The sequence below is a fragment of the Leptolyngbya sp. BL0902 genome (assembly GCF_016403105.1).
Taxonomy (GTDB): domain Bacteria; phylum Cyanobacteriota; class Cyanobacteriia; order Phormidesmidales; family Phormidesmidaceae; genus Nodosilinea.
Genome location: NZ_CP046155.1, coordinates 461,661 through 484,222, shown reverse-complemented (window position 1 = coordinate 484,222; position 22,562 = coordinate 461,661). Strand labels below are relative to the sequence as shown.

The following is a 22,562-nucleotide window of genomic DNA, read 5'->3' as shown; positions in this document are numbered from 1 at the left end:
AAGGCTTATCACCACAAGGTCAACTATAAGGCTCGTCACCAAAGGCCCATCAAAGGCTAACCAAAAAGCGAGGCATCGGATATCCGACACCTCGCTTCTTTGGTTATGGGGCTAATCGCTCAACCCCTATTGGAGACTGGCTTTAGCGGTAACGCTTCTTGCGGCGCGCCACGGCCTTGCGCTTACGCTTCTCTTGGGGGGTTTCAAAGTGGCGACGACGCTTCACTTCTGAGAAAATACCCGCCTTAGACACCTGTCGCTTAAAACGACGTAGGGCTGATTCAATCCCTTCGTTTTCACCAACAACAACTTGAGTCATACGAACTTGTCCGTTTCTCCTGTAATGAGAACTTACGTCAGAAATGATCCTACGCCGGAAATGACTGGGATGGCTCCATAGACCACAGGCCGCCCTGAAGAACTAACCTTGGCAGTGCCTCTGCGGAGCCTGGGGTGAAGCCATGCTAAAGCATCATCAAAAGACCGCTTTAGTATTTTCTCCGGCCTAGGAATTGTAGCCAAGGGGAGCCTTGGCTAGCGCAAAATTTTTAGATAAGCCTCAGGACGGTCTGTGCCACCTCCCGCAGTCCTAGGCGATCTGTGCCGACAGCAAAACTAGGGCACGACGTCCCTAAGCTGTACCTTAACCAGACTATCACAGAACTTTTCCCCTCCAGCATTCTGGGTGTGAGATTGAGAGAGCCACGGCCCTGGTGAAGACAAGGCTAGGCCAGAAAACGGGTTGTGTTTTGTGACAGTTCATCCCCCTAGGGCCATGGAGCCGGGGCTAGGGGGCTAGAATTTAACCCTTCCTATTGCGGTGATGCCCCATGAGTTTAGTGACGCCCCAGGTGATCCCCACCGACCTTGCCCCCGATAGCTACGTGGTGATGGGGGTTGCCACCTGCTATCTACGTCAGGAGGGCGAAACCCTGGCACTAGAAGTGATGGAGCCGATTCCTTCGGCCTATCTCGAAACCCTGCTTCAGGGAACGCCGACGGCCTATCGTCATATTTGGGGCACCCACCTAGAGGCGGCCCTGGCTTGCGATCCAACGACCTTGACACCCACCGAAGGCCCCGCCGTCCAGCGCTGTGCCGACTTTGAGCAGCGCCTGGTTGCTGCGGCCCGCACCTATCAAAGTCGCCCGCAGGCTACGACGGATCTTCCCATTGGCACCCATCGCCAAGACCTGAACTATTCCACAGCTCACAAGCGCATCCTCAATCCCAAAAATAAGGTATCGAAGGCTGACAATGTGAAGCAGCACAAATACACCCATGAGGTGCTCTAGCCGATTCGGGCTGTCGGCCCCCTGCGTCTTCGGTTGGATTAGCCCCCAGTGGGAGAGGGTATCGTCACCCTGGAGACAATGGGCCTAGGGCGATGCATTAAGGTAATCGCCGTGGTTGTGTCAGGCTAAGTTGTGTAGGGCTAATCCGTTGGGTCATTGGCCGCTGCTGGGGCAACCTCTGCCGTGACCAGTACGCGCTCGGCCTCAGCTTGGATACGGCTGCTGCGTAGGGCATCGAGGGCTTCTTTGAAGACCACAGCGGCGGGAACGGCCACAATCACCCCCAGCAGCCCCCCAACCCTAGCCCCCGACAAAATAGCGATGAAGACCCAAAAGGGATTCAGCCCCGTGACGCTGCCCAGCACCCTGGGGGCGAGGCCGTTTTCTACCACCTGCTGCACAATCACCGAGCCAATTAGCATGGGGATGGCGATCTTAATGTCTCGCAGCGCTACCAGCAGCGTGGTAAGCACGACGCCCACGGTGCCGCCGAAGGGAATCAGCGCTAGCAGGCCCACAGTTAGCCCAAACAGCGACCCAAAGGGCACATTTAGCAGGCTATAGATCACCGTCAGGGCGGCACCGAGGCAACTGGCGACGATTAACTGACCCAGAAAGTAGTTGCGAAAGCTGGAGCGCAGGGTGGTGGAAAAGGGCCGCTGCACCGGGGTGGGCAACAGACCCACCAGGCTTCCCCACACTTCTTCGCCATGCTGCAACAGGTAGAAGGTAAGCACCACCGTCAACACCACATCCAGCAGCTTATTGGCGGTGAAGAAGGCGACGTTCAGCGTCAGGTTGAGGGCTTCTCCGGCGATGGACTGAATCTCGCGCCGCAGCCGATCCGTGGTTTGGGTAATGATGCCGTCTAGGTTCACAGGCCAGCCCCACTCGGCAAACTTGCTGTCTAGCACCATGAGCTGCACCTTGCCCGAATCAAACCATTCTGGCAAGCGACCAATCAACTGCTGACCTTGATCAATCACGAAGGGCACGACCGTCAGCGCGAGGGCGGCAAACCCCACCAGGGCAAAGGCCAGCACCAAAATTGCGGATAGCCCTCGCTTGAGGCCCGCCCGCTCTAGGCTGGCCATGGGATAGCTGAGCAAAAAGGCCAGCAGCGACGCAATCAGCACCGTCACCGCAATGGAGCGAAAATAGCCAAAAATGATGGAAATAGCCCAGATATTCAGCACCAGCAACGGTGTAGCCAGCATCACCGCCGCCGACTGGGCCACGGGATTAAGCTGACTCCACCAGCGAGTTAACCAACTCCGGGTTTCAGGGGACTGGGCCGTGGCCGTGGGGGAATCCGTCTGAATCATGGGGGCAACGGGGAAGCGTTCAAAGGATTGCAGACCTATCCTACGCTTAGAATCCAGGAAAGCCAAGGATAATTAGTCAAGGACATCACGAATCCCTACCGCCGTCGTCTGGGAAACCGAACCTGCCCTAAGCACCAGGTTTGTTAGGCTTGAGCTAATGTAATGGGCTACCCTGAGCCCAACAGTTTTTCGGCATGGCCCCAAGGCATGGGATGACACCCCTGATGCAGGCCCGGTCTGGCCCAGGGGGATGGGCGCGTTGATCAATCCAGAGACGTTGAACCACGGCTCTGGGATTCTGTGGGGGAATCACCCTGGGCAGGGCAATGGCATCCTGGGGTAGGCAGTTTATTCGGTAGTTAGGAGGACAACTATGGCGGCTACTGGCTTCAAAGATTACTACGCTGTGCTGGGGGTCAGTAGAACCGCTGGGGTGGATGAGATTAAGCAGTCCTTTCGGAAGCTGGCCCGCAAATATCACCCCGACGTCAATCCGGGCGACAAAAATGCGGAGGCCCGATTCAAGGAGGTCAGCGAAGCCTACGAGGTGCTGTCTGACCCCGACAAGCGCAAAAAGTACGACCAGTTTGGCCAATACTGGCAGCAGGCCGAACGGGCCGGGGCCGGGGCGGGCTATGGCACTCCGGGCGACTTCGGTGGTTTTGACTTCAGCAACTACGGCAGTTTCGACGAATTTATCAACGAGCTGCTAGGTCGATTTGGCGGCGGTGCGGCGGGTGGCCCCCGTGCCCGAACGACCTATCCCTACGGTGCCCCCAGCGGCTTTGGCGGGCCTGGGGCTGGGTTCGACCCCACCACGGCCTCCCAATCCTTTGACCAAGAGGCCAACATCAACCTCAGCTTTAGCGAAGCTTTCCACGGCACCCAAAAGCGCCTCCGCATCGGCAACAACGAGGTGGAGGTACGCATTCCCCCCGGTGCCAAGCAGGGCAGCAAGGTGCGACTCAAGGGCAAGGGACAGATGAACCCCTACAGCAAGCAGCGGGGCGATGTGTATTTAGTGGTGCAGCTAGCGGCCCACGCCCTGTTCAAGCTGGAGGGTGACAACCTGGTGTGCGACTTGCCCATCACCCCCGATGAGGCCGTCCTCGGCGGCAAAATTGATGTGCCAACCCCCGACGGCCCTGTAACCATGAACCTGCCAGCGGGGATCAAGTCTGGCCAAACCCTGCGGCTGCGCGGCAAGGGCTGGCCCAGTCCCAAGGGCAACCGGGGCGACCTGTTGGTGACGGTGGTGATCACTCCCCCGACCAATCTCAGCGACGACCTGCGCCAACTCTACGAAAAAATCCGGGCGCTGCGTTCAGACAGCCCCCGCCAAGCCCTCACGAATACGCGCCTGTAGCCAATACCCAACTCATTCCCCATCTCACCCCCCACGCTATGCATTCCTCTTCTTGGCAATGGGCCGACCACCAGGGTCACGCCTTTCTCACCTGCAAACTGCTCAACTCCTGGCCCCACGGTTTTTTTACCCGCAACTTTTGGCCCCAGGTGCCGGAGGACTTGACTCCAGCCCTCCACCCCCAGGCGGCGGTGCAGCGGGTGAAGCAAGTTCACGGCAGTCGGGTGCTGACCCCCACGGAGATGGCCCAGATGGATGCCGAATCCACCCACCCGGAGGCCGATGCTCTGATGAGCGATGGCCCCAACCAAGCGCTGTGGGTGTGCTCGGCGGACTGCAACCCGGTGCTGATCGGAGACTGCGTCACCGGACAGGCGGCGGCGATCCATGCCGGATGGCGGGGAACGGCGCTGAAAATTGTGCCCCAGGCGGTGGCTAAAATGCAGGCCCAGGGTAGTCGGCTGGCGGATTTGCGGGTGGCCATTGGCCCAGCCATTGCGGGGGAAGTGTACCAGGTGGCCACCACCGTTGCCGCTGAGGTCGGTCGCACCATTGCCCCCGGCGATCACAACTCCGACGAAGCCCTAGTAGAAGCCTTACAATCCCTAGCCCACTCCCCCATTTTGCCCGATGACGAATCGGGTAAGGCGCGGCTAGACGTTCGTCAGGTGAACGTGTGGCAGCTTACCCAACTGGGCTTGAGCCTCGCTCAGATTTCGGTGGCTCCCCACTGCACCTTTCAGGAACCAGAGCGGTTCTTTTCCTATCGCCGCACCGGAGAAAAGCAGGTGCAGTGGTCGGGGATTGTGAGCCGCACCGCCGCCTAGGCTGACTCCAGAGCCTTTAGGTTGATAGGTTTATGCGGTGGCTAGGCCGTGGTCATGGTCGGCAGCGGGTTCACCACAACGACCGTGATATTGTCGCGTCCGCCGCGCTGCTTGGCCGAGTTGACGAGGGCAGTGGCCACGGCTTCACAGGCCCGAATCGACTTCAGGTGAGAGGCAATCAGGTGGTCGGACAGTTCTTCAGTCAGGCCATCGCTGCACATCAGCAGACGGTCGCCGGGGTGTACTTCTATCGGCTGAACGTCGATTTGGGTGAGGTCTTCTCGCCCCAAACATTGGGCCAAGACGTGACGCCAAGGGTGGCTGCGGGCCTGGGCGGGGGTCAGTTCTCCCTCGCGGATGGCGCGGGCAATCCAGGTGTGATCCTCGGTGATTTGATCAAGCTGGTGCCCCCGCAGGCGATAGAGGCGCGAATCCCCCACATGGGCACACCAGGGCTGATCATCCTGCTGCCGAAAGGCAAGCACTACCACCGTGGTTCCCATATCCGAGCGTTCGGGATGGTGGAATTGGTCGTGCAGGATGGCGTTGTTGGCCTGGGCGAGGGCTTGACGCAGCAGGTCGGCGGTGGGCTGGGTATCCTGCCAATGCTGATTCAAAAACGTTTTGATGGTAGCCGTGGCTAAACGACTGGCCTCTTGGCCTCCAGCGTGGCCCCCCATACCGTCCGCCACAATGAAGAAGCGACCGTCTGGATCCATGTAGTAGTCATCCTGATTACTACTCCTCAGAAGACCCGGATCCGTTAGCCCTGAAAATTGGTGCTCCACCATAACCTGCTCATTGCTACTTTCTAGGGCAACCGATCGGCACGATTTACCTTGATCACGGCTCGTAGAAAAGCTATCCCAGAGCCCGTCGCCAACACCCCTGGGGCAATGGCAATCAGCGGCCAAGGCGTCATCAGAAGACCCGTAGCGGACAAGGTAAACGCGCCCACCAAAATAGCATAGTTGTTGGCCATGCTGACGGTGCCGATGCGCCGCAGGGCTCGGTCGGTTTCTACGGAACGCACCCGCACCCGAATATCACCCCGTTCGAGCTTGTCAAGGGTGTCTTCAATCCGTCGGGGGAGCCCGAAGGCGGTGGTACTCACCTGGGCGGCTTGACGGCTCAGTTCTCCGAGTAGACTGTTGGCTCCATCGCCAGGATTTCCGCTGGTCATAAGCTGTGCTGCAAACGGCTTGGCCGCTTCCATAAAGTTAAAGTCTGGATCCAGACCCTTGCCCACGCCCTCCAGGGTAGAAAAGGCCCGCATCACGAAGGTAAAGGTGGCCGGAAACCGAAAGGGCTGATCGTAGGCTACCGCATAGAGGTCATCGCTGATCGCCTCGATGGACTGCTCCTCGAAGGGTTTGTCCATAAAGTTGTCGAGGATGTACTGGATCGAGCGCCGCACGGGGCTCATGTCCTCCACTTGGGCCAGGGCTCCGAGCTCCACCAGGGAGTTCATCACCTGGTTCGCATCGCGCTGGGCCACGCCCATGAAGGTGCCCATCAAGCGTTGGCGGGTCAGGGGCTGCACCTGGCCCATCATGCCAAAGTCGTAGAAAATCAGCGACCCGTTGAGGCTAACGGCAATGTTGCCGGGGTGGGGGTCGGCGTGGAAAAAGCCGTCGTCGAGGAGCTGGTGTAGGTAGGCTTGGGCACCCAACTGGGCCAGCCGCTTGCGATCTAGCCCCGCTGCCTCTAGGGCTTCGTAGTGGCTGATTTTAATCCCCGGCATATATTCCAGGGTGAGGATGCGCGGCGAGGTGTAGCGCCAGAAAACGCGGGGCACCTTCACCCAGTCCATGGCCCGGAAGTTGCGGCGGAAGGTGTCGGCGTTGCGGCCTTCGTTGAGGTAGTCGATTTCTTCCCAGAGGATGCGGCAACATTCTTCGTAGATGCCCATCCAGTCGCGGCCTCGGCCCCAGGTGCGATGGTTCTGAAAATACCGGGCAATGCCCTTCAGAATCGATAGATCGATGGTGAACAGGGACTTGAGCCCCGGTCGCTGCACCTTCACCACCACTTCTTCGCCGCTATGCAGTTGGGCGCGATGGACTTGGCCCAGACTGGCCGCCGCTAGGGGGATGGGGTCGAAGGTGCGGTACAGCTCTTGGATCGGCTTGCCAAGGTCGTCCTCCAGGATGGCGCGGGTTTGCTCGTAGCTGAAGGCGGGCACCCGATCCTGGAGTTTCGACAGTTCTTCCACAAACTCAATCGGGAAAATGTCGGCACGGGTGGAGAAAAGCTGGCCGACTTTAATAAAGGTGGGGCCAAGATCCAGCAGGGTTTCGCGGATCCACACCGCCAGTTTGCGCCGCCGCTCGGCCTGTTTTTCGGGGGTGATGGTGCCGCCGTAGCTCCAGGCTTTGCCGTAGAGCCAACGTGCCCCCAACAGCCGCAGCACAAAGCCCCAAATGTCCACAAATCGCCGATTGCGGGAATAGCGGCCCCGGTTCCAGCGGTAGGCTTTTTGCTGAAAGCGGTAGGTTTTCTCTGGTTCTGGATCCGGACTGCCCGGAAGCGTGGAGAGGGCGATGGGCACTTCCCCTGCTATCGCCAAGGGGGCCGAACGGTGACTATCGTTTGCCCCAGGCTCCGAAGTTGACGGTTGGGGTACCGAGGATAGCACTGACTCGCCTTGGCCAGGAAGGGGCAAAGACGATGGGGATTGGGCCGATGGATCGAAAACTGCGGACACTCAGGCTCCTATCGGGTTAGACCAAATGAGGCATTACGGCAGTGACAGAGCAGGGGACGGGGCAACCGACTTAGGCGGTGGTGCTGCGATACTGCTGAAGCGCCACCCTCACCTGGGCAATTTCGGCCCGTAGGTTGTCGATGGTGGCCTGGAGGTCTTCCGAGGAATCCGCTGAGGCGGCACCGTTTGCGGAAGAACTGGAGGTTCCTGAACCGTAGGTGGCTTCGGCCTGTTGGGCGCGGGCCATCACTTCTTCGGTGAACTGCCGCAGGGCTTCCCGCTGTTCGGCGTCAAACTGGCCCAGCCAACTCAGGGAGTCAGTGAGTAAGCGCTCGGTGCGGTCGTTAATCACCTCCGCAACGGCTCGGCCTAGAAAAAATGCGTGAAGCACCGGGTTACTCATCGATAAAACCTCGTACCAAACCCAACTGTTTAGAATTATAACGCTCTTATCCCCCAGCGCAGGCCCAAACCTTAGCGCGAGGGACGGCTTAACTGGAGGTCAGGGGGGCCGGGGATTCGGGAGCCGGAACCAAGGGCGGCGGGGGCGCGACCGGGGCCGGAACAGGGGGCGGCGGTGCCACGGGCGCGGGGGCCGTAGGCGGTGGGGCCACGGGGGCCGGAGCCATTTCCACCGGAGGCGCTACGGGGGCGGGGGCAACTTCGCGGATGGGCGGGGCCGGATCCGGGCTGGAGGGGAAACTGGGCGTACTGTCATCCCCTGAAAACGTGGGCGCTTCATTCTCCACGGGGGGCGCAGGCCGAGGCGTCGAGGGGGTCGTGCGCCGAGGGGGAGAAGCGGTTTGGCCCGCTGGGCTGGGATCACGGTTCAGGTCATCGCTGGGCTGGGCCAAGGGAGCCGAACGAGTGGCGGGTTCCGATGCAGGCGTGGGGCGGTTGCTGGGGCGTTCGTTGGGGCGTTCGTTGAGACTGCCGGGGCGTTCACTGGAGCGAGAACGGCGGTTTTCCACCGTCGGGCTGCCAAACTCTGGCCCGTTGCCATCCCAGTTGGGCAGGGGCGGAAAGGCTTGGTTGGGGTTAAAGCGGGTCTGGGCGGCGGGGCTGGAGGGCTGAAGGCGGGCTTGCAGCCCAAAGGCTACTCCACCAATGCCAAAGACAAACCCCGTAGTCAGCAAGGCCAAAGCCTTCCAAGGCACACGTTTGGGGGCGGGGACAGCGGCAAGGGGGGCTGTCATTGCAGGGGCAATGTGGGTAGGAGGAGGAGCCACCGGAGCCGCCAAGACAGTAGCAACCGTCGTCCGTTGGGCTTGGGGTGCCGCTGGAATGGAAGAATTGCCCTTGGCCCGTTCCGAAGCCTGAGGGTGGCTAGGGGCCACTGAACTGAGGTCGGCGGAGGCGGGATGGGGCAATAGGGCAAGCCATTCCGCCAAGCTGGGGGGCTGGGCTTGGGCGAGGGAGGGGTTGGCCCACTGAAATACCGCATCCAATCCCGTGGGCAATTCTGGGCGACGATGGCGCAGATCCACCCCTAGGGGAGCCTGGGAGGCCCGCTGGCCCGTCAGCAAAAAGTACAGCAGTTCCGTCAGCCCCCACACCAGATTGGCCTCGCTGGAGCCGGACGCTTGGCCAGAGGCCGGAAAGTCAAACCCTGTCAGGGTGAGGGATCCCCCTGGCCCTTGCCACACCTGATCGGGGGCAATCCGTAGCCCCGCCCACCCGACGGAACGCAGGGTTTCAAGGTGCTGAGCTACTTGGCGAACCAGGGCCAGACTAGGGGCTAGGGGCCGAGGCGTTTGTGCCACACCTTCGCTCAGGGGCGATCCGGGTGGCGCAGCAAACACTTGGTAGCAGACTTTGTCTTCCTCAAACCCAGCCAGTTTTTTGGGCACAAAGGCCGTACCTAGAGCCGTCAGCGATTCTAGGTACTGATAGAACGCACGACGTTGGGAGGCGTCCGGCAGCGATTCGGGATGGCGACTGCCCAACACCCGCACCAACACCCACTGACCACTAGGTACATGGGTGGCCAGGTAAAGTGGCCCAATACTGTCCTCGCCACTGAGGGCATCGATGACGTAGGTGCCGTGCTGGAGGGATGTACCAAGGGCTAGGGTCATAGGGTTGGGTCGAGGAAATATCCCCAAGGAACGGAGTTCGGGTCAAGTCTTTGCTACTTTAGCTTGTCCGATGCCCTTCTGGGGTGGGGTGGGGGACAGTGGATAATGTTGGCCGAGGAATTGCTGGGCGTCTTCCATCGTGGCGATTTCCCCGTCCAACTGAGCCGCCAGCAGGGCATCCAGCATGGGCCGAAACTGCCGACCGGGTTTATAGCCCAGCGCCTTCAACGTATCGCCGTTGACCAAAGGCTCCACCGTGCGTTCTTGGGTGAGGTAGCGCCAAATCACCGGGCCAAGGGTGCGGGGATGGCGGGCGCTGACTAGTAACAGAGTAGCCAGGTCAACGGGGGCAAAGGTGGTGTATCGCTGGCTGGGGCGTAGGGGCGGAATCACCGTGGCCAACCATCTTGTTTCCACCTCATCGAGGTGAGCCAACCGCCGAATACTGGTTTCCGTCAGTTGCAGGGCGGCGGCAATGTCTCGGCGTTGGGCGGGGGGGAGGGTCGCTAGTAGAACTTCTAACCGAAGTTGCCAGGGGCTACAGCGTTCCGTCCAATCAAACCGATCTAGCCAACGACTGACTCGGCGCAACTGGTGCCACAGGGTCGGCGTCATGGCCAAATCGCTATGGATGCAGCGCAATGCCCGTAGGTGATCCAGCAGTTCCAAGGCTCCTGGCCAGTAGTGGGCCTCTAGGATGTATTTCAACTCATTTTTCAGGCGCACTTGCAGGGCGGGCACCCGTTTCACCTGGCGTTGCATCTGGGCATAGACGCCGCTGTCGATGGCGTGGTGGATAAACCCCTCGGTTTGGCTATCCAGGCTGAACCCCAGACGCACGGCAAAACGCACCGCTCGGTAAATGCGGGTGGGGTCTTCGATAAAACTATTGGGATGCAGCACCCGCACCTGGCGATTGTGCAGGTCAATCAGTCCACCAAAATAATCCAGCAGTTGCCCTTGGCCGGGGTTCGTCAGCCGCAGGGCCATGGCGTTGATGGTGAAATCGCGGCGATAGAGATCCTGCTGAATGGAACTGGCCTCCACTTCGGGGTTGGCGGCGGGATAGGGGTAGAACTCGGTGCGGGCGGTGGCAATGTCGATCATCAGTCCTGCCAGGGGATGATCCAACTCCCGACGCCACACTAGGGAGGCCGTCTGAAACCGACCATGCACCTGAATATCCACCTCCGGGAATTGGGCCTTGATGTGTTCCGCCAGCACCATGCCAGCCCCCACCTGGGCGGTTTGAAAAAAGCCATCCACCACCAAATCTAAATCGGGCAGACTGACCCCGGATGTAACTTGCGGATCGTCCCGCTGAATCAACACATCCCGCACCGCACCGCCCACTAAATAGAGATGCCAGCCCCGATCCTGGGCCGCTGTGGCAATTTGGGTGAGGATCGTCCACAGATTGGGGGTGAGGCGTTGTGCCAACACGTCGGTAAGGGGCGGCACCGGGGGCAATTGTGGTTGACCAAGGGTGGGCCGGGGTGATCCCGTCATCCGTTGGACTTGATGCAGGTGGCGCAATAGATCGGTACGGGTGACGATGCCCACCAGCGCCTGATCCTGCAACACGGGCAAACGGCCAATATCATACGTCACCATCAATTCCTCAATGTCGCTGAGGGAGGTCTCTGGCGTAATGGTTTTCAGGTTGGTGGCCATGTAACCCTTCACCGGGGCATGGCTGAAACCGTGGTGCAGGGCAATGTCTAAATCCCGCCGCGAAATCACCCCCACCAGGGCATCCGCCGCATCCACCACCGACAGCCCCGAATGGCCGTAGCGCAGCAAAATGCGCTGGGCCTCGCCAATGGTGGTTTCGGGCCGAATCGTCCGCACCGGGGAAGACATCAAATCGCGGGCGGTGGGCGGTTTAGGGAACTGCAAGCGGGCCTGCTTCAGCACCGTCGCCATCACCTGTTCCGGCGCATCCGTCGTCAGCGTGGCTGAAGCCGCCGTGGGATGTCCGCCCCCGCCCACCGTCGCCAGCAACGCGCCCCAATCAATGCCCTGGCCGAGGTCTGGCCCTAACCCCTGTCCCAAATCCTGACTCAGGGACTGCCCGGACTCCTGACCGATACCTGGCCCCTGGTCATGGCCCTGCTCACGCTTCAGGCTCACCCGTCCCTGGGCGCGACCGATTAATAGGAGTTTGCGGAGCGGCGTTTCCCCATCCGGGCCAAGCTCCTTACCGGGATAGTGCGTCCCAAACAGCAGGGCATCCACATCCGCCAGGGAAATCAGCCGTTCCGCCACCCCCGACAGCCCCGGAATATAGCGATCCACCGCCAGCAGCACCGAGGCCAAGGTATCACCCTCAATGTTGACAACGACCATCTGCTCCATCGCCGCCGCCAGCAAATCCTGCAAATTCGGAGTCAGCCCCGGTTCCACAAACTCCGCAATCACGGGCACACTCGCCCCCTGGGCCATCAGCCAAGCCAACGCCTCCGCATCCCGCACCGTGGCCGTTTCAAACAGCAGCGACCCCGTATCCACATGCACCCCCAGGGCCATCACCGTCGCCTCCGCCACCGTCGGCACCATGCCCTGCCGCTGCATCGCCTCCGCCACCAGCGCACAGGTCGATCCCACCGCTTCAATCACCGTTTTTTCCGCCCGCACCGCTGTCTCCGTGGCGGGATGGTGGTCGTAAATCGTCAGGGGAATGTGTCGCGCCAGGGCCAAGTCAATCCACTCCGTCGCTGGGCCAAACCGATGGGCCTGCTGGGCATCTACCAGCGTAATCGACCGAATTTGGCTGGGGTTCACCGCCCGCCGTTCAATCAGCGGATACTCGTCCCGATGCAGGGCCACAAACCGCTGAACCGTGGGATGACAGCCCCCCGTCAGCACCACCCGCGCCCCCGGTTGCAGCCGCGCCAACCCCACCGCCGCCCCCAGGGTGTCAAAATCCGCCGTTGTGTGGCACAGCACTAAGTCCATATCGGTTTCCCAAGGGACACGCTTTCTGATAGCTTACTAATTGAGATCACTGTGGCAATTTGCCTTGCCCTACTCAAGGTTAGAGGGTTTCAGCCCATCCCTTTGCTCCGATTTCGCTGTCGCCGCTTAGCTTGGTCGAGGGCGAACGGCTAAATTGGAGGCTACATCGGACGTTATGGCGCTCAACCCCTCCCTAAAGGCGCTTCCCAGGGTAAACCAGCTTGGCTGGGAAAATAGGGGCGCTGGCTTGAGGGCGTGGTGTCTTAAATCCCCTGCTGTGTTTAAGAGAGAGATTTTAGATGGTCATCCTGTTTCAGCTTGCCCTATTCGCCCTGGTTCTGATGTCCTTCGTGCTGGTGGTGTACGTCCCCGTGGCCTACGCCTCCCCTCAAAACTGGGATCAGTCTAAAAAACTCATTCTGTTCGGCTCGATCCTCTGGGGCATCCTGGTGGTTTTGGTCGGTGGCCTCAACTACTTTGTGGTCTAAGCCCTGGTCTAAGCCTCGCGGGTTCTAAACCCTCTCAAGCAAACACGTTCAAGGATTTCCATGGCGGTATTTGAAGGCACCTTTGCAGCGGCAGACTCGTTTCGGTTCGCCATTGTGATTGGGCGATTTAACGATCTGGTAACGGGCAAACTGCTAGCGGGGTGCCAAGACTGCCTCAAGCGCCACGGCGTCGATCCCAGCCCCGAAGGCTCCCAGGTCGATTATGCCTGGGTTCCCGGCAGCTTTGAAATTCCCCTCGTCGCCCGTCAGCTTGCCTTAAGCGGACGCTACGACGCCATCATCTGCCTAGGGGCCGTCATTCGGGGCCAAACCCCCCACTTTGACTACGTTTCTGCCGAGGTGTCGAAGGGCATTGCGGCGGCGGGCTTCCAAACCGGGGTGCCCATCGTCTTTGGTGTCCTCACCACCGACACCCTCCAGCAAGCCCTAGAGCGGGCCGGAATCAAGGCCAACCACGGTTGGGATTACGCCATGAGCGCCCTAGAAATGGCCAGCCTGATGAAGCAAATTCGTCGGGTTTCTGGCGCACCGGGATCGGCTGGAGCCATGCTGCCTAGTCATGGGGGCACCGTCGTCGAAGCCAGTTCCACCATGATTTCCGACGCGGTGTAGGTCGCGGAATCGGGGATTCTCCAAGCCGTCTGGGAAAATCTCAAAAAAAATCTCAAAAGGTGTTGACATTTCATCTCCTTTTTGAGATTCTAGGTAAGGTCAAAACCGAACACTTAAGACATTCTTAAGGCTTTCCTCGGTTTTACATGCGGGTATAGCTCAGTGGTAGAGCGTCACCTTGCCAAGGTGAATGTCGCGCGTTCGAATCGCGTTACCCGCTTTCTGAAAACCTTTAATCAAGGTATTTTTCAATCGTTTGATGTCTGTTGGGATTGCCCCAGCGGCCTAGCAAACTTGACCGTCAATCATCTGATAAAAGTCGAGGAAGTCGTGCTTTTTGAGGGCCTTGGTCTTCCTGGGCTATGCCACAACCGTTGGGCTAAGTGCCGCTATGATCGGGCCATACACCATACGGTCAGGGCGCGATTGTGAACCGTCTTGTAGGGGTTATTGTTGCGATTAATCTGGGGCTGGCCCTAGGTGGCCTATATCTGGCGTGGCGGCTGTGGTGGCTGAAGCAGACGCTATCCCTGCTCGCCGATAACCTTACCATCTGGGAGCGTGACCTCCGAGACACCCTCGCCCTGGCGGATCATCTCGATCTATCCCGTCAGCAACTTTTGCGTTTGCGCCAACAGTACATCCTCCTTCAACGGTGGCTCGGCTATTTACCCTACCTGCGCCAGGGACTCAAGCTGCTGGCGGGCGTGGGAACTCAGAGACGCCAGCGACTCCGGCGGCGGGGCCGTACCTAACGGCTAGGCAAGAATGCTCCCCTGCGCTATTGTTGGGGCGATAGTTGGGTAGAGGTAGGCCCATGGCTGACAAACAATCGGGCGGTTTTTGGGGTGGTTTGCTGCTGGGAACGGCGGTTGGTGCGGTGACGGGGCTGTTGTTGGCTCCTCGGACGGGGCGCGAAACCCGCAAAATTCTGAAAAAGTCCGCCGACGCGCTACCGGAATTGGTGGAAGACCTGTCTACGTCGGTGCATCTTCAGGCGGATCGGCTGTCGGAAACGGCCCTGGTGAACTGGGAGCACACGCTGACCCGGCTGAAGGCCGCCATTGCTGCTGGACAGGCCGCTAGCCTCAAGGAGTATGAACAGTTGACCCACTCGGCGAAGACGGCCACGAAGGCTACCGCTGAGGCCGAGGCGGATTCGCCACTGGAAGACCTCTAATACCTCTAATAAAGGACGGGCAACGCTTAGGTTGGGAAATGCCTTAAGCTGTGTTCTGGCCTCGTTTGCGCTCTGGCGGTGGGCGGTGCCTACCCGACGCTCTTTTCTCCCCGAATGATTCCCTCCGACTGATTGCCCAGGAGCCTTACCTTGTTGGCTAATCCGCTGTTTTGGCTGGCCCTATCGCTGTTCTGTGTCGCCGTGAGCTTTACGGCGGTGGTGCTGATGGCGGTGCCTGCCATGCGGGAACTGAGCCGCGCCGCCAATCGGGCCGAAAAGCTGCTGGATACCCTCGACCGAGAACTCCCCCCCACCCTGGACGCCCTGCGCCGCACCGGAGACGAGGTGGCGGAATTGACCGATGAACTGAACCAGGGGGTGCAGAGTGCCGGACGGATCATTGGACAGGTGGACGAAGGCTTAGCCTCCACCCGCCAGCAGGTGACAACCCTCCACCGTGGCTCCCGCAGCCTGTGGGTGGGGGTGCAAGCCGCTTGGCAGGTGTGGGCCGATCCCCGTTCCCAACGCCGCCCCAAGCCCAAGAAACTGGGCCACCGACGATCTACGTTGGCCGAGGGGCGTCCCTCAAGCGCCCAGGGCAATCGGCCCAGGGAAGGGGCGAGGGATCCCATGTCTTCAGAAAATCGCCCCAAAATCTGACCAAAATCTGAGTAAAAGATGAGCGGCGTGTAAATAACTGTAAACAAAGTTATAGTCTAGATTAAGATCCAGGCACCTATCGTCGAGTGATCCTGTTCCACCTCTCGGTGCGCCATGGGGACGGGGCAAGGGCACTCCATAGCGTCCCTCTTGTTCCAGCCTTCCTGAGTGAATTCCTATGAGACAAGCTTTAAACGTTCTTTTGGTTTGCGTTGTTAGCCTCTGCGTTTGGTTGCCCATGGCCCCCGCCCATGCCTACGACAACCCAGAGCTACTGCCGGAGGAAGAGACCGCGATTATTGACCTCGCCAAGTCGCTGACCCCCCGCCAAGAGGAAGACCTGAACACTCGTATCTCAGACTTTGAAACGGAAACAGGCTGGAAACTGCGGGTGCTCACCCAGTACGACCGCACCCCTGGCCGTGCCGTAAAAGATTTTTGGGGCTTGGATGACCGCAGCGTGATGCTGGTGGCGGATCCTCGCGGCGGCAACCTGCTGAACTTCAGCGTGGGCGATGCGGTCTATGATCTGCTGCCCCGCACCTTCTGGATTGAACTGCAAACCCGCTACGGCAACCAGTTCTTTGTGCGCGAAAACGGCGAAGACAACTCGATCATGAGCGCCCTGGAATCCATCGAAACCTGCCTGCGTCAGGGCGGCTGTAATGTAGTGCCCGGTCTGCCCCAAGAGCAATGGGTGTTGACCCTGGTGACGTCCATCGTCGGTGGCGTGGTCTGTGGCTTTGCCGCCCATCCCCGCAAGCCCGGTCAAATTTTGGCTTGGCAGTGGGTGCTGATTTTCTCGCCGCTGTGGGGCATTTTGTTCCTCGCCTTTGGCATTGGCCCCGTCGTTACCCGCACCAGCGACTGGCTCCCCCTCAGCCGCAACATCATCGGCTTCTTCATCGGTGCCCTGGTGGCCTACCTCACGCCCTCCTTCAACAGCCCCTCCAGCACTTCGGAAACCTAGGCTTCTGGCTGCGTAGAGTAGGTACCTGGCCTGCCGCGATAGCCGCAATAGCTTGGCTACACTAATCCTTCCTAAAACCTTCTTAGCGGTGAGTGCTTGTGCGGCATTCACCGCTTTGTTTTAGCTAGAGCGGCTCAAAGTCCCGCTCCCAAGTTGGGAGAGGGATTTAGGGTAAGGGCTGGATCGCATCAAAAGAGAACGTTGGTAGTCTACTGAGTCTGTGCAGGTCAAGGCCACCTAGCCCTAACGTTTGGCGGTGAGGGAAAATCTAGGCGACATTGGCCATTACCGAGGCATCAGCGATTACCCTAGATGAAGTCGCCCAATGGTTTGCTATGCCATCGCCCTCCACCCCTCGCCTTGGCCCCACGGACGCTGTCCTCACCGAGAAGACGGTTTACCACGATAGCCGCCTAGATCGCCTGTTTATCTGGCTGTTTCGGCGCAAGATGGCCAACGCTCTGGGGCAGCGGGATGTGGGCCAGGGCTATGCCGGGTTTGTGTCGCTTTCTAAGCAAATTGTGCAGGGGCGCAATGCCGCCGAACAGCAGGCTTTGGTGGCGGTGGTGCTGCGTTCCTTGGTGCCAGCTCCGGTGCTGTGGCTGATTCGCACGCTGTTTTCCCCCACCCGACTGGTGTGTGAGCTCAACGCCTGGTTTGCCACCCAGTTGTTTGAATGGCTGGTTGGCCCCTGCGAGGTCACGGAGGTGGAGGTTACGGCAGAGGATGGCACCCGGCGACAGCAGCGCAGCGGCGTCCACATCAAAAAATGCCGCTATCTGGAGGAAAGCCAGTGCGTGGGGTTGTGCGTCAATCTGTGTAAACAACCCACCCAGCGGTTCTTTACCGAGGATTTCGGCATTCCCCTGACCATGACGCCCAATTTTGAAGACTTTAGCTGCGAGATGGTGTTTGGCCAAGCGCCCCCACCCCTAGAAACCGAGGACGCCTATCAACAACCCTGCCTAGTGCAGCGCTGCGAACTGGCCCCGCCAGAGCCGCGCCCCTGCCCCAAAGTTAGGGTTTAAGTTGGGCCAACGCCGCCAGTAGGTCAGCATGAATGGCGGCATTGGCGGCCACGATCATGCCGGGGCGCTGGTAGGGGTCGCAGGCATGGAGGGGCGGCGGCGGATCGCCCGTAAAGGTGGTGACGATGTGCCCCATTTCCTGGGCCATAAAGGCGAGGGCGGCACCGTCGATGAATTGCCCCCTGGCCAGCACCGCTCCAGCTAAATCGCCGCTGAGCAGGCCGTTGAAGTTGGGGATGGGCTGGGTTTTCGAGTAATCAGCCTTGGTATGAAAGACGCGGTAGCGGTCGCTGAGGTGGGGCACCAAATCGCCCATTTGCCAGCCCAGGCAAATCGCTGGGGTGGGGTTGTTCACGGTGATGCGCTGGCAGTCCTCTAGGCTGTCGGCTAGGCGACCCTTAAAGGTGCCTTCCCCGCGCAGGGCGTAGTAGTAGCAGTCCCGTCCGGGGGTAATGGCAATGGCGGCTTCGTACTCGTCCGCGTTAAGAATCCCCAGGATGACCTGATAGTTGGAGTGGCCATCCAGATAAAACTGGGTGCCGTCGATGGGGTCAAGGGTGATCAGATAGTCCCCCGGTTCCCCTAGGTCAATGGCCCGAAAATACTTGGTGTTGTAGGTTTGCTCGTATTCCTCGCCAAAGAAGCGCACCTGGGGAAACAGCCCCAACAGCACCACCTCCATCATGGTTTGGATCGACAAATCCGCATCGCTGAGGGCCGAGGCGAAGAAGTTGTCTCCCTTGTCGGCTTTGTCCGGCTGGGCTTGAATTTTGGCCTGAATTTGCTGGGCATAGGCCCCCGCCGTTTTGAGGTAGGGCAACAGCGTGGCTAGGATCTGTCGGGGCGTGGGATGGCTGGACATAGCCGCAAAACCTGATCATCGGTGCGTCCCCTAGTGTAGCCTGAGCCGCCGCCCCCCATTTCGTTGGGCCTAGAGTCCATTCGTCTGCGCCCTGGTGGGTTGCCATCCATAGAAATCCATCAATCTGTAGAGGTTCCACGATTTGATAGGATCTAGGGACAGCCTAGACGGTGCCGGGGCAGCGGAGGTTTTCCAGCCTTGGTGTCGTCGTTTTATTATCCTAAGGAGCGCTATCGCTATGTCTCAAACCACCGGAGCTGATGCCGTTGATGCCGCCATTGCCCAGGGCATCGATCTCGATGGTAGCCCCATCCCCGCCGCCAAACTGGATCTCTACAACACCGTGATGGCCAAGGAAGCCCAGCGCCAACGCAGCGGCGTCATCAACTCCATGCGGTCGCGGATCGTGCGGATTGGGGCCAAGCACTACAGCCAAGACGACCTCAACCAAATGCTGGAAGAGGCCGAATTTGCGCCCCTCAAGCCCAAGGAAATCGCCTATTTCTACGGTAGCTAGAGCTTTGCCTGCCCAAACTTCCCGATCATCCTCCACCGAACCATCACGATGACGGCCCGGTGGAGGGATGGTTGAGGCTAGGCCAAGGGCGGCAATCTCCTGGGCCAGCAAGGCTGACTGAATCGCGGCCCTATACCCCCGCAAGCAGGGCAAACGGCCTAATCCTCAGCGCTGGCCCTAGCGGTGTGGGGCATCGCCACTGAAGGGTTGTACTCCGGTGGCGGGATAGTTATCGTGGTTGGGGCTGAACAGCTCCAGAATGGCCTCGACCAAATCCCCAAAGAAGCTCCGCTGAGCCTTTAGTTCGGGGATGGCTTCACGCACATGATCCGGCGAAAACGCATAGCCCTGGGTTTCCCCCAGGTTGATTAAATCACTGGCCTGTTCGGCCCCTTGCACCTGGCTTTTGAGTTCAGGATCCGCAGCGGCTTGCTGGAGAAACGAGAGCGCATTTTCTTTGGACATACCGTTTCACTTCCATGACCTAACGAGTGTGGAGCGCAGAGCGCTATACCCCTAGTGTTACGCTGCCCTGACAAATCTAACCACCTTCCTCAACAGAACCTTGCATTTCTTGAAACGGGTTCATTGACCCTGGGATTAGCTCTGCCCCTGTTTTGCGGGCTAGGCTCCCAATACCGCTCTATTCTTGCTGTTTTTTCCCTAATTTAGCCTTGATTCAAGCGGGTTCTGCGGATTTGCACAACGGTCTATGACCCGCTAAACTTGTATTAAGCAATGTAAATAAATTTCTAAGGAAAAATATTTGCATCGTGGCCGAAGCCCAGCCTCCGACGGTCGTAGCTAACGAGCGAAACATCCGCCTTGGGCTTCCCGGATCGATCCGCTGCGTAGATGGCCATAGTTCGCCCTTACTCGGCGTCATTCCAACGCTAGGTCTATGGTAAGTATCGAAAATTACCCACCTAGAGCGACGGTTCTCCTCACCTTCACTGGAGGGTATGGTTACGTAAAGTATTACTAAGGCATTGGGTTGATCCCGCTTCACCGTTGCCTTGCTGTCGTCCATGCTGGCGCTGATGCCATCCCTCGGTGGCCTTGCCTGCTCCAGCCTTCCCCGTTCCTCACCGCCCTGAATCCCTAGGTTGCCATGTTTGAACATTTTACGAACACTGCCATTGCGGTCATCATGAAGGCTCAGGAGGAGGCCCGTCGCCTGCGCCACAACTTTGTAGGCACCGAGCAGCTTTTGTTGGGGCTCATTAAGGAAGAGAACACGATTTCGGCCCGTGTGCTGAACGACTTTGGCATCACCCTCGACGATGCCCGCACCGAAGTCGAAGCCATCATTGGTCGGGGCAGCGGCAGCGTACCGCCAGAAATTCCCTTCACCCCCAAGGTCAAGCAGGTCTTTGAGCAAGCCTTTCAGGAGGCCCGCAAGATGGATGCCGCCTACATCGAACCGGAACACCTGCTGCTCAGCCTCACCCAAAACACCGAAAGCGTCGCCTATCGGGTGATCAGCAACCTGGGGGTGGATCCGGGCAAGGTGCGGACACGGGTGATCCAAGAACTGGGCGAAGTGGCCTCCATGCCTGCGGGCCGGGGTGGCCGGGATCGCGACCGGGAGGACAACCGCAAGAAAGGCAAAATTCTCTCGGAATTTGGCAACGACCTCACGGCCCTCGCCGCCCAGGGCAAAATTGACCCCGTGGTGGGTCGGGCCAAGGAAATTGAGCGGGTGGTGCAAATCCTCGGTCGGCGCACCAAAAATAACCCCATCCTGGTGGGTGAACCGGGGGTGGGCAAAACCGCCATCGCCGAAGGATTGGCCCAGCGCATCGTGAACCAAGACGTGCCCGAAGCCCTGCTGACCAAGCGCGTCATTAGCCTCGATATGGGCTCCATGGTGGCCGGAACTCGCTTCCGGGGAGACTTTGAAGAACGCCTCACCCAACTGGTGGAAGAAGTGCGCCAGGATCCCGACGTGGTGCTGGTGATCGACGAAATTCACACCCTGATTGGGGCGGGTTCCCTAGAAGGGGGCATGGACGCCGCCAACCTCCTCAAGCCCGCCCTTGCCCGTGGGGAAATGCAGTGCATCGGGGCCACCACCCTGGACGAGTTCCGCAAATACATCGAGCGGGATGCGGCCCTAGAGCGTCGCTTCCAGCCCGTCACCATCAGCCCGCCCTCGGTGCCCGAAACCATCGAAATCCTCCAGGGCATCCGCAGCCGCTACGAGCAGTTCCACCAAGTCACCATCACCGACGAGGCCATTGAAGCGGCTGCCAAGCTGTCCGACCGCTATATTTCTGACCGTCACCTGCCCGACAAGGCCATCGACCTGATCGATGAAGCGGGCTCCCAGGTGAAGCTGCGGCTGGCCCCCAAATACCCCTCCAAGGAACTGAAGCAGCAACTCCGCCAGGTGAACAAAGACCTAGATGAAGCCATCGAGCTACAGGACTTTGGCAAAGCCAAGGCGCTGCAAACCGAGCGCCAGGAGCTTTTGACCCAAATCCAGGCCGAGGTGCCCGAATACGCCGAAGCCGCCGCCGCCGTGTCCCAGACTATGCCTGCGGCCCTGCCCGTGGTGGATGAGGAAAGCATCGCCAACGTGGTCGCCGCCTGGACGGGCATCCCCGTCAACCGCATGACCGAAACCGAAGCGGTGCGCCTGATCCACATGGAAGACATCCTCCACGAGCGGGTGGTGGGCCAGCACGAAGCGGTGGTTGCCGCCGCCAAGGCCATCCGTCGGGCGCGGTCTGGGCTGTCCAGTGCCGACCGTCCCATCGCCAGCCTGGTGTTTGCGGGGCCAACCGGGGTCGGCAAAACCGAACTCTCCAAAGCCCTCGCCGTGGCCCTGTTTGGCTCCGAAGAGGCGATGATCCGCCTGGATATGTCGGAATACATGGAAAGCCACACGGTCTCCAAGCTGATCGGCTCTCCTCCGGGCTTTGTGGGCTACGACGAAGGGGGCCAACTCACCGAAGCCGTGCGCCGCAAGCCCTACACCGTCATCCTGATGGACGAAATCGAGAAAGCGCACCCCGACGTGTTCAACCTGTTGTTGCAGGTGCTCGATGACGGCATTCTGTCCGACGCCAAGGGCCGCACCGTCAGCTTCAAAAACACCCTGATCATCCTCACCTCCAACATCGGCTCCCAGGTGATCGAAAAGGGCGGCAGCAGCCTCGGTTTCGATATGGCCACCGACGCCGCCAACAGCCAGTACAACAACATCCGCAACCTGGTGAATGAGGAAATGAAGCAGTACTTCCGCCCGGAACTGCTGAACCGCCTCGACGAGATCATCGTCTTCCGCCAGCTCAGCCGCGACGAGGTGAACCAAATCGCCGATCTGATGCTGGATCAGGTGAACAAGCGCCTCGCCGACCGCCAAATGCAGGTGACACTGTCCGATGCTTTCCGGGAAAAACTGGCCCAGTCGGGTTACGACCAGCGCTACGGGGCTCGTCCCATGCGCCGCGCCATCGCCCGCCTAGTGGAAGACACCCTGGCCGAAGCGATCCTGGCTGGAACCCTGGAGGAAGGCGACAAGGTACTGCTGGATGTGGACAGCGAGGGCAACCCCGTGGTCACGCCTGCCCAACAGGCCGCTCTAGTGGGCTCCAATCACTAGACAGCGCCCGAACCGCAAATTGAATGAGGGCACGGGTGGGTGATCTCCCCTGTGTCCT

Annotated in this window: 21 protein-coding genes and 1 tRNA gene; 13 read left to right on the top strand and 9 right to left on the bottom strand. The window is 59.7% G+C overall.

Going from position 1 to position 22,562, the window contains the following annotated elements:
- Positions 1-142: 142 nt before the first annotated feature.
- Positions 143-319, bottom strand: coding sequence for a 30S ribosomal protein S21 (gene rpsU, locus GFS31_RS02240; RefSeq protein ID WP_035985692.1), 177 nt, complete (start codon positions 317-319; stop codon positions 143-145).
- A 511-nt stretch (positions 320-830) separates the two neighbouring features.
- Here rpsU and GFS31_RS02235 point away from each other — a divergent pair.
- Complete coding sequence (locus GFS31_RS02235; protein ID WP_198806676.1) at positions 831-1,295, top strand: hypothetical protein; 465 nt, start codon at positions 831-833, stop codon at positions 1,293-1,295.
- A 140-nt stretch (positions 1,296-1,435) separates the two neighbouring features.
- Here the strand turns inward: GFS31_RS02235 and GFS31_RS02230 are convergent, their stop codons facing one another.
- A complete protein-coding gene (locus GFS31_RS02230; RefSeq protein ID WP_198806675.1) occupies positions 1,436-2,620 on the bottom strand; it encodes an AI-2E family transporter in 1,185 nt (394 codons plus the stop codon).
- A gap of 373 nt (positions 2,621-2,993) precedes the next feature.
- On the opposite strand from GFS31_RS02230, the gene GFS31_RS02225 reads away from it, so the two are divergent.
- Positions 2,994-3,986, top strand: coding sequence for a DnaJ C-terminal domain-containing protein (locus GFS31_RS02225; protein WP_198806674.1), 993 nt, complete (start codon positions 2,994-2,996; stop codon positions 3,984-3,986).
- 38 nt (positions 3,987-4,024) lie between these two features.
- The gene (gene pgeF / locus GFS31_RS02220; protein WP_198806673.1) at positions 4,025-4,813 is read left to right on the top strand and encodes a peptidoglycan editing factor PgeF; all 789 of its coding nucleotides are present in this window, start codon (positions 4,025-4,027) and stop codon (positions 4,811-4,813) included.
- A gap of 41 nt (positions 4,814-4,854) precedes the next feature.
- Here the strand turns inward: pgeF and GFS31_RS02215 are convergent, their stop codons facing one another.
- From GFS31_RS02215 to GFS31_RS02195, 5 genes are all read right to left on the bottom strand, one after another.
- A complete protein-coding gene (locus GFS31_RS02215; protein WP_225907536.1) occupies positions 4,855-5,604 on the bottom strand; it encodes a PP2C family protein-serine/threonine phosphatase in 750 nt (249 codons plus the stop codon).
- 20 nt (positions 5,605-5,624) lie between these two features.
- Positions 5,625-7,520, bottom strand: coding sequence for an ABC1 kinase family protein (locus tag GFS31_RS02210; RefSeq protein WP_263974883.1), 1,896 nt, complete (start codon positions 7,518-7,520; stop codon positions 5,625-5,627).
- Between the two features lie 70 nt (positions 7,521-7,590).
- Positions 7,591-7,911, bottom strand: a complete 321-nt coding sequence (locus GFS31_RS02205; protein ID WP_317135064.1) for a DUF6825 family protein — start codon at positions 7,909-7,911, stop codon at positions 7,591-7,593.
- A 100-nt stretch (positions 7,912-8,011) separates the two neighbouring features.
- Positions 8,012-9,598, bottom strand: a complete 1,587-nt coding sequence (locus GFS31_RS02200) for a hypothetical protein (RefSeq protein WP_198806671.1) — start codon at positions 9,596-9,598, stop codon at positions 8,012-8,014.
- A 42-nt stretch (positions 9,599-9,640) separates the two neighbouring features.
- Positions 9,641-12,556, bottom strand: coding sequence for a CBS domain-containing protein (locus tag GFS31_RS02195; RefSeq protein ID WP_198806670.1), 2,916 nt, complete (start codon positions 12,554-12,556; stop codon positions 9,641-9,643).
- Between the two features lie 299 nt (positions 12,557-12,855).
- Between GFS31_RS02195 and psbZ the strand changes: the two genes are divergently transcribed.
- The 8 genes from psbZ (at position 12,856) to GFS31_RS02155 (ending at position 17,515) form a co-directional block, all read left to right on the top strand.
- Positions 12,856-13,044, top strand: a complete 189-nt coding sequence (gene psbZ, locus GFS31_RS02190) for a photosystem II reaction center protein PsbZ (protein ID WP_198806669.1) — start codon at positions 12,856-12,858, stop codon at positions 13,042-13,044.
- A 60-nt stretch (positions 13,045-13,104) separates the two neighbouring features.
- On the top strand, positions 13,105-13,677 hold the full coding sequence (gene ribH, locus GFS31_RS02185) for a 6,7-dimethyl-8-ribityllumazine synthase (protein WP_225907535.1): 573 nt from the start codon (positions 13,105-13,107) through the stop codon (positions 13,675-13,677).
- A 148-nt stretch (positions 13,678-13,825) separates the two neighbouring features.
- A tRNA-Gly gene (locus GFS31_RS02180) sits at positions 13,826-13,897 on the top strand.
- A gap of 208 nt (positions 13,898-14,105) precedes the next feature.
- On the top strand, positions 14,106-14,432 hold the full coding sequence (locus tag GFS31_RS02175; RefSeq protein ID WP_198806668.1) for a hypothetical protein: 327 nt from the start codon (positions 14,106-14,108) through the stop codon (positions 14,430-14,432).
- 62 nt (positions 14,433-14,494) lie between these two features.
- Entirely contained in the window at positions 14,495-14,857 is a 363-nt protein-coding gene (locus GFS31_RS02170; RefSeq protein WP_198806667.1) for a YtxH domain-containing protein, read from the top strand.
- Positions 14,858-15,010: 153 nt separating this feature from the next.
- Positions 15,011-15,517 (top strand): DUF948 domain-containing protein, encoded by a 507-nt coding sequence (locus GFS31_RS02165; RefSeq protein WP_198806666.1) that lies wholly within the window; start codon positions 15,011-15,013, stop codon positions 15,515-15,517.
- A gap of 178 nt (positions 15,518-15,695) precedes the next feature.
- Positions 15,696-16,487, top strand: a complete 792-nt coding sequence (locus tag GFS31_RS02160) for a TPM domain-containing protein (RefSeq protein ID WP_317135063.1) — start codon at positions 15,696-15,698, stop codon at positions 16,485-16,487.
- A gap of 278 nt (positions 16,488-16,765) precedes the next feature.
- On the top strand, positions 16,766-17,515 hold the full coding sequence (locus GFS31_RS02155) for a DUF4033 domain-containing protein (protein ID WP_263974882.1): 750 nt from the start codon (positions 16,766-16,768) through the stop codon (positions 17,513-17,515).
- Here GFS31_RS02155 and GFS31_RS02150 read toward each other — a convergent pair.
- Positions 17,505-18,377, bottom strand: a complete 873-nt coding sequence (locus GFS31_RS02150; RefSeq protein ID WP_198806665.1) for an inositol monophosphatase family protein — start codon at positions 18,375-18,377, stop codon at positions 17,505-17,507. The genes GFS31_RS02155 and GFS31_RS02150 overlap by 11 nt on opposite strands.
- Positions 18,378-18,615: 238 nt before the next feature.
- Between GFS31_RS02150 and GFS31_RS02145 the strand changes: the two genes are divergently transcribed.
- Positions 18,616-18,894, top strand: a complete 279-nt coding sequence (locus GFS31_RS02145) for a DUF4090 family protein (protein ID WP_198806664.1) — start codon at positions 18,616-18,618, stop codon at positions 18,892-18,894.
- A gap of 177 nt (positions 18,895-19,071) precedes the next feature.
- On the opposite strand, the gene GFS31_RS02140 is transcribed toward GFS31_RS02145, so the two are convergent.
- Positions 19,072-19,359 (bottom strand): Nif11-like leader peptide family natural product precursor, encoded by a 288-nt coding sequence (locus GFS31_RS02140; RefSeq protein ID WP_198806663.1) that lies wholly within the window; start codon positions 19,357-19,359, stop codon positions 19,072-19,074.
- Between the two features lie 646 nt (positions 19,360-20,005).
- Between GFS31_RS02140 and GFS31_RS02135 the strand changes: the two genes are divergently transcribed.
- Positions 20,006-22,504 carry an ATP-dependent Clp protease ATP-binding subunit gene (locus GFS31_RS02135; RefSeq protein ID WP_198806662.1) on the top strand — a complete coding sequence of 833 codons (2,499 nt, stop codon included), beginning with the start codon at positions 20,006-20,008 and terminating at the stop codon, positions 22,502-22,504.
- Positions 22,505-22,562: the final 58 nt, after the last annotated feature.

Excerpts from the sequence above, each read along its gene's own strand:
- GFS31_RS02160 (WP_317135063.1), top strand. The coding sequence starts at position 15,696 with ATGAGACAAGCTTTAAACGTTCTTTTGGTTTGCGTTGTTAGCCTCTGC.
- GFS31_RS02235 (WP_198806676.1), top strand. The coding sequence starts at position 831 with ATGAGTTTAGTGACGCCCCAGGTGATCCCCACCGACCTTGCCCCCGAT.
- rpsU (WP_035985692.1), bottom strand. The coding sequence starts at position 319 with ATGACTCAAGTTGTTGTTGGTGAAAACGAAGGGATTGAATCAGCCCTA.
- GFS31_RS02225 (WP_198806674.1), top strand. The coding sequence starts at position 2,994 with ATGGCGGCTACTGGCTTCAAAGATTACTACGCTGTGCTGGGGGTCAGT.
- GFS31_RS02140 (WP_198806663.1), bottom strand. The coding sequence starts at position 19,359 with ATGTCCAAAGAAAATGCGCTCTCGTTTCTCCAGCAAGCCGCTGCGGAT.
- GFS31_RS02200 (WP_198806671.1), bottom strand. The coding sequence starts at position 9,598 with ATGACCCTAGCCCTTGGTACATCCCTCCAGCACGGCACCTACGTCATC.
- psbZ (WP_198806669.1), top strand. The coding sequence starts at position 12,856 with ATGGTCATCCTGTTTCAGCTTGCCCTATTCGCCCTGGTTCTGATGTCC.
- GFS31_RS02145 (WP_198806664.1), top strand. The coding sequence starts at position 18,616 with ATGTCTCAAACCACCGGAGCTGATGCCGTTGATGCCGCCATTGCCCAG.
- GFS31_RS02150 (WP_198806665.1), bottom strand. The coding sequence starts at position 18,377 with ATGTCCAGCCATCCCACGCCCCGACAGATCCTAGCCACGCTGTTGCCC.
- GFS31_RS02195 (WP_198806670.1), bottom strand. The coding sequence starts at position 12,556 with ATGGACTTAGTGCTGTGCCACACAACGGCGGATTTTGACACCCTGGGG.
- GFS31_RS02170 (WP_198806667.1), top strand. The coding sequence starts at position 14,495 with ATGGCTGACAAACAATCGGGCGGTTTTTGGGGTGGTTTGCTGCTGGGA.
- GFS31_RS02230 (WP_198806675.1), bottom strand. The coding sequence starts at position 2,620 with ATGATTCAGACGGATTCCCCCACGGCCACGGCCCAGTCCCCTGAAACC.
- GFS31_RS02135 (WP_198806662.1), top strand. The coding sequence starts at position 20,006 with ATGTTTGAACATTTTACGAACACTGCCATTGCGGTCATCATGAAGGCT.
- pgeF (WP_198806673.1), top strand. The coding sequence starts at position 4,025 with ATGCATTCCTCTTCTTGGCAATGGGCCGACCACCAGGGTCACGCCTTT.
- ribH (WP_225907535.1), top strand. The coding sequence starts at position 13,105 with ATGGCGGTATTTGAAGGCACCTTTGCAGCGGCAGACTCGTTTCGGTTC.
- GFS31_RS02215 (WP_225907536.1), bottom strand. The coding sequence starts at position 5,604 with ATGGTGGAGCACCAATTTTCAGGGCTAACGGATCCGGGTCTTCTGAGG.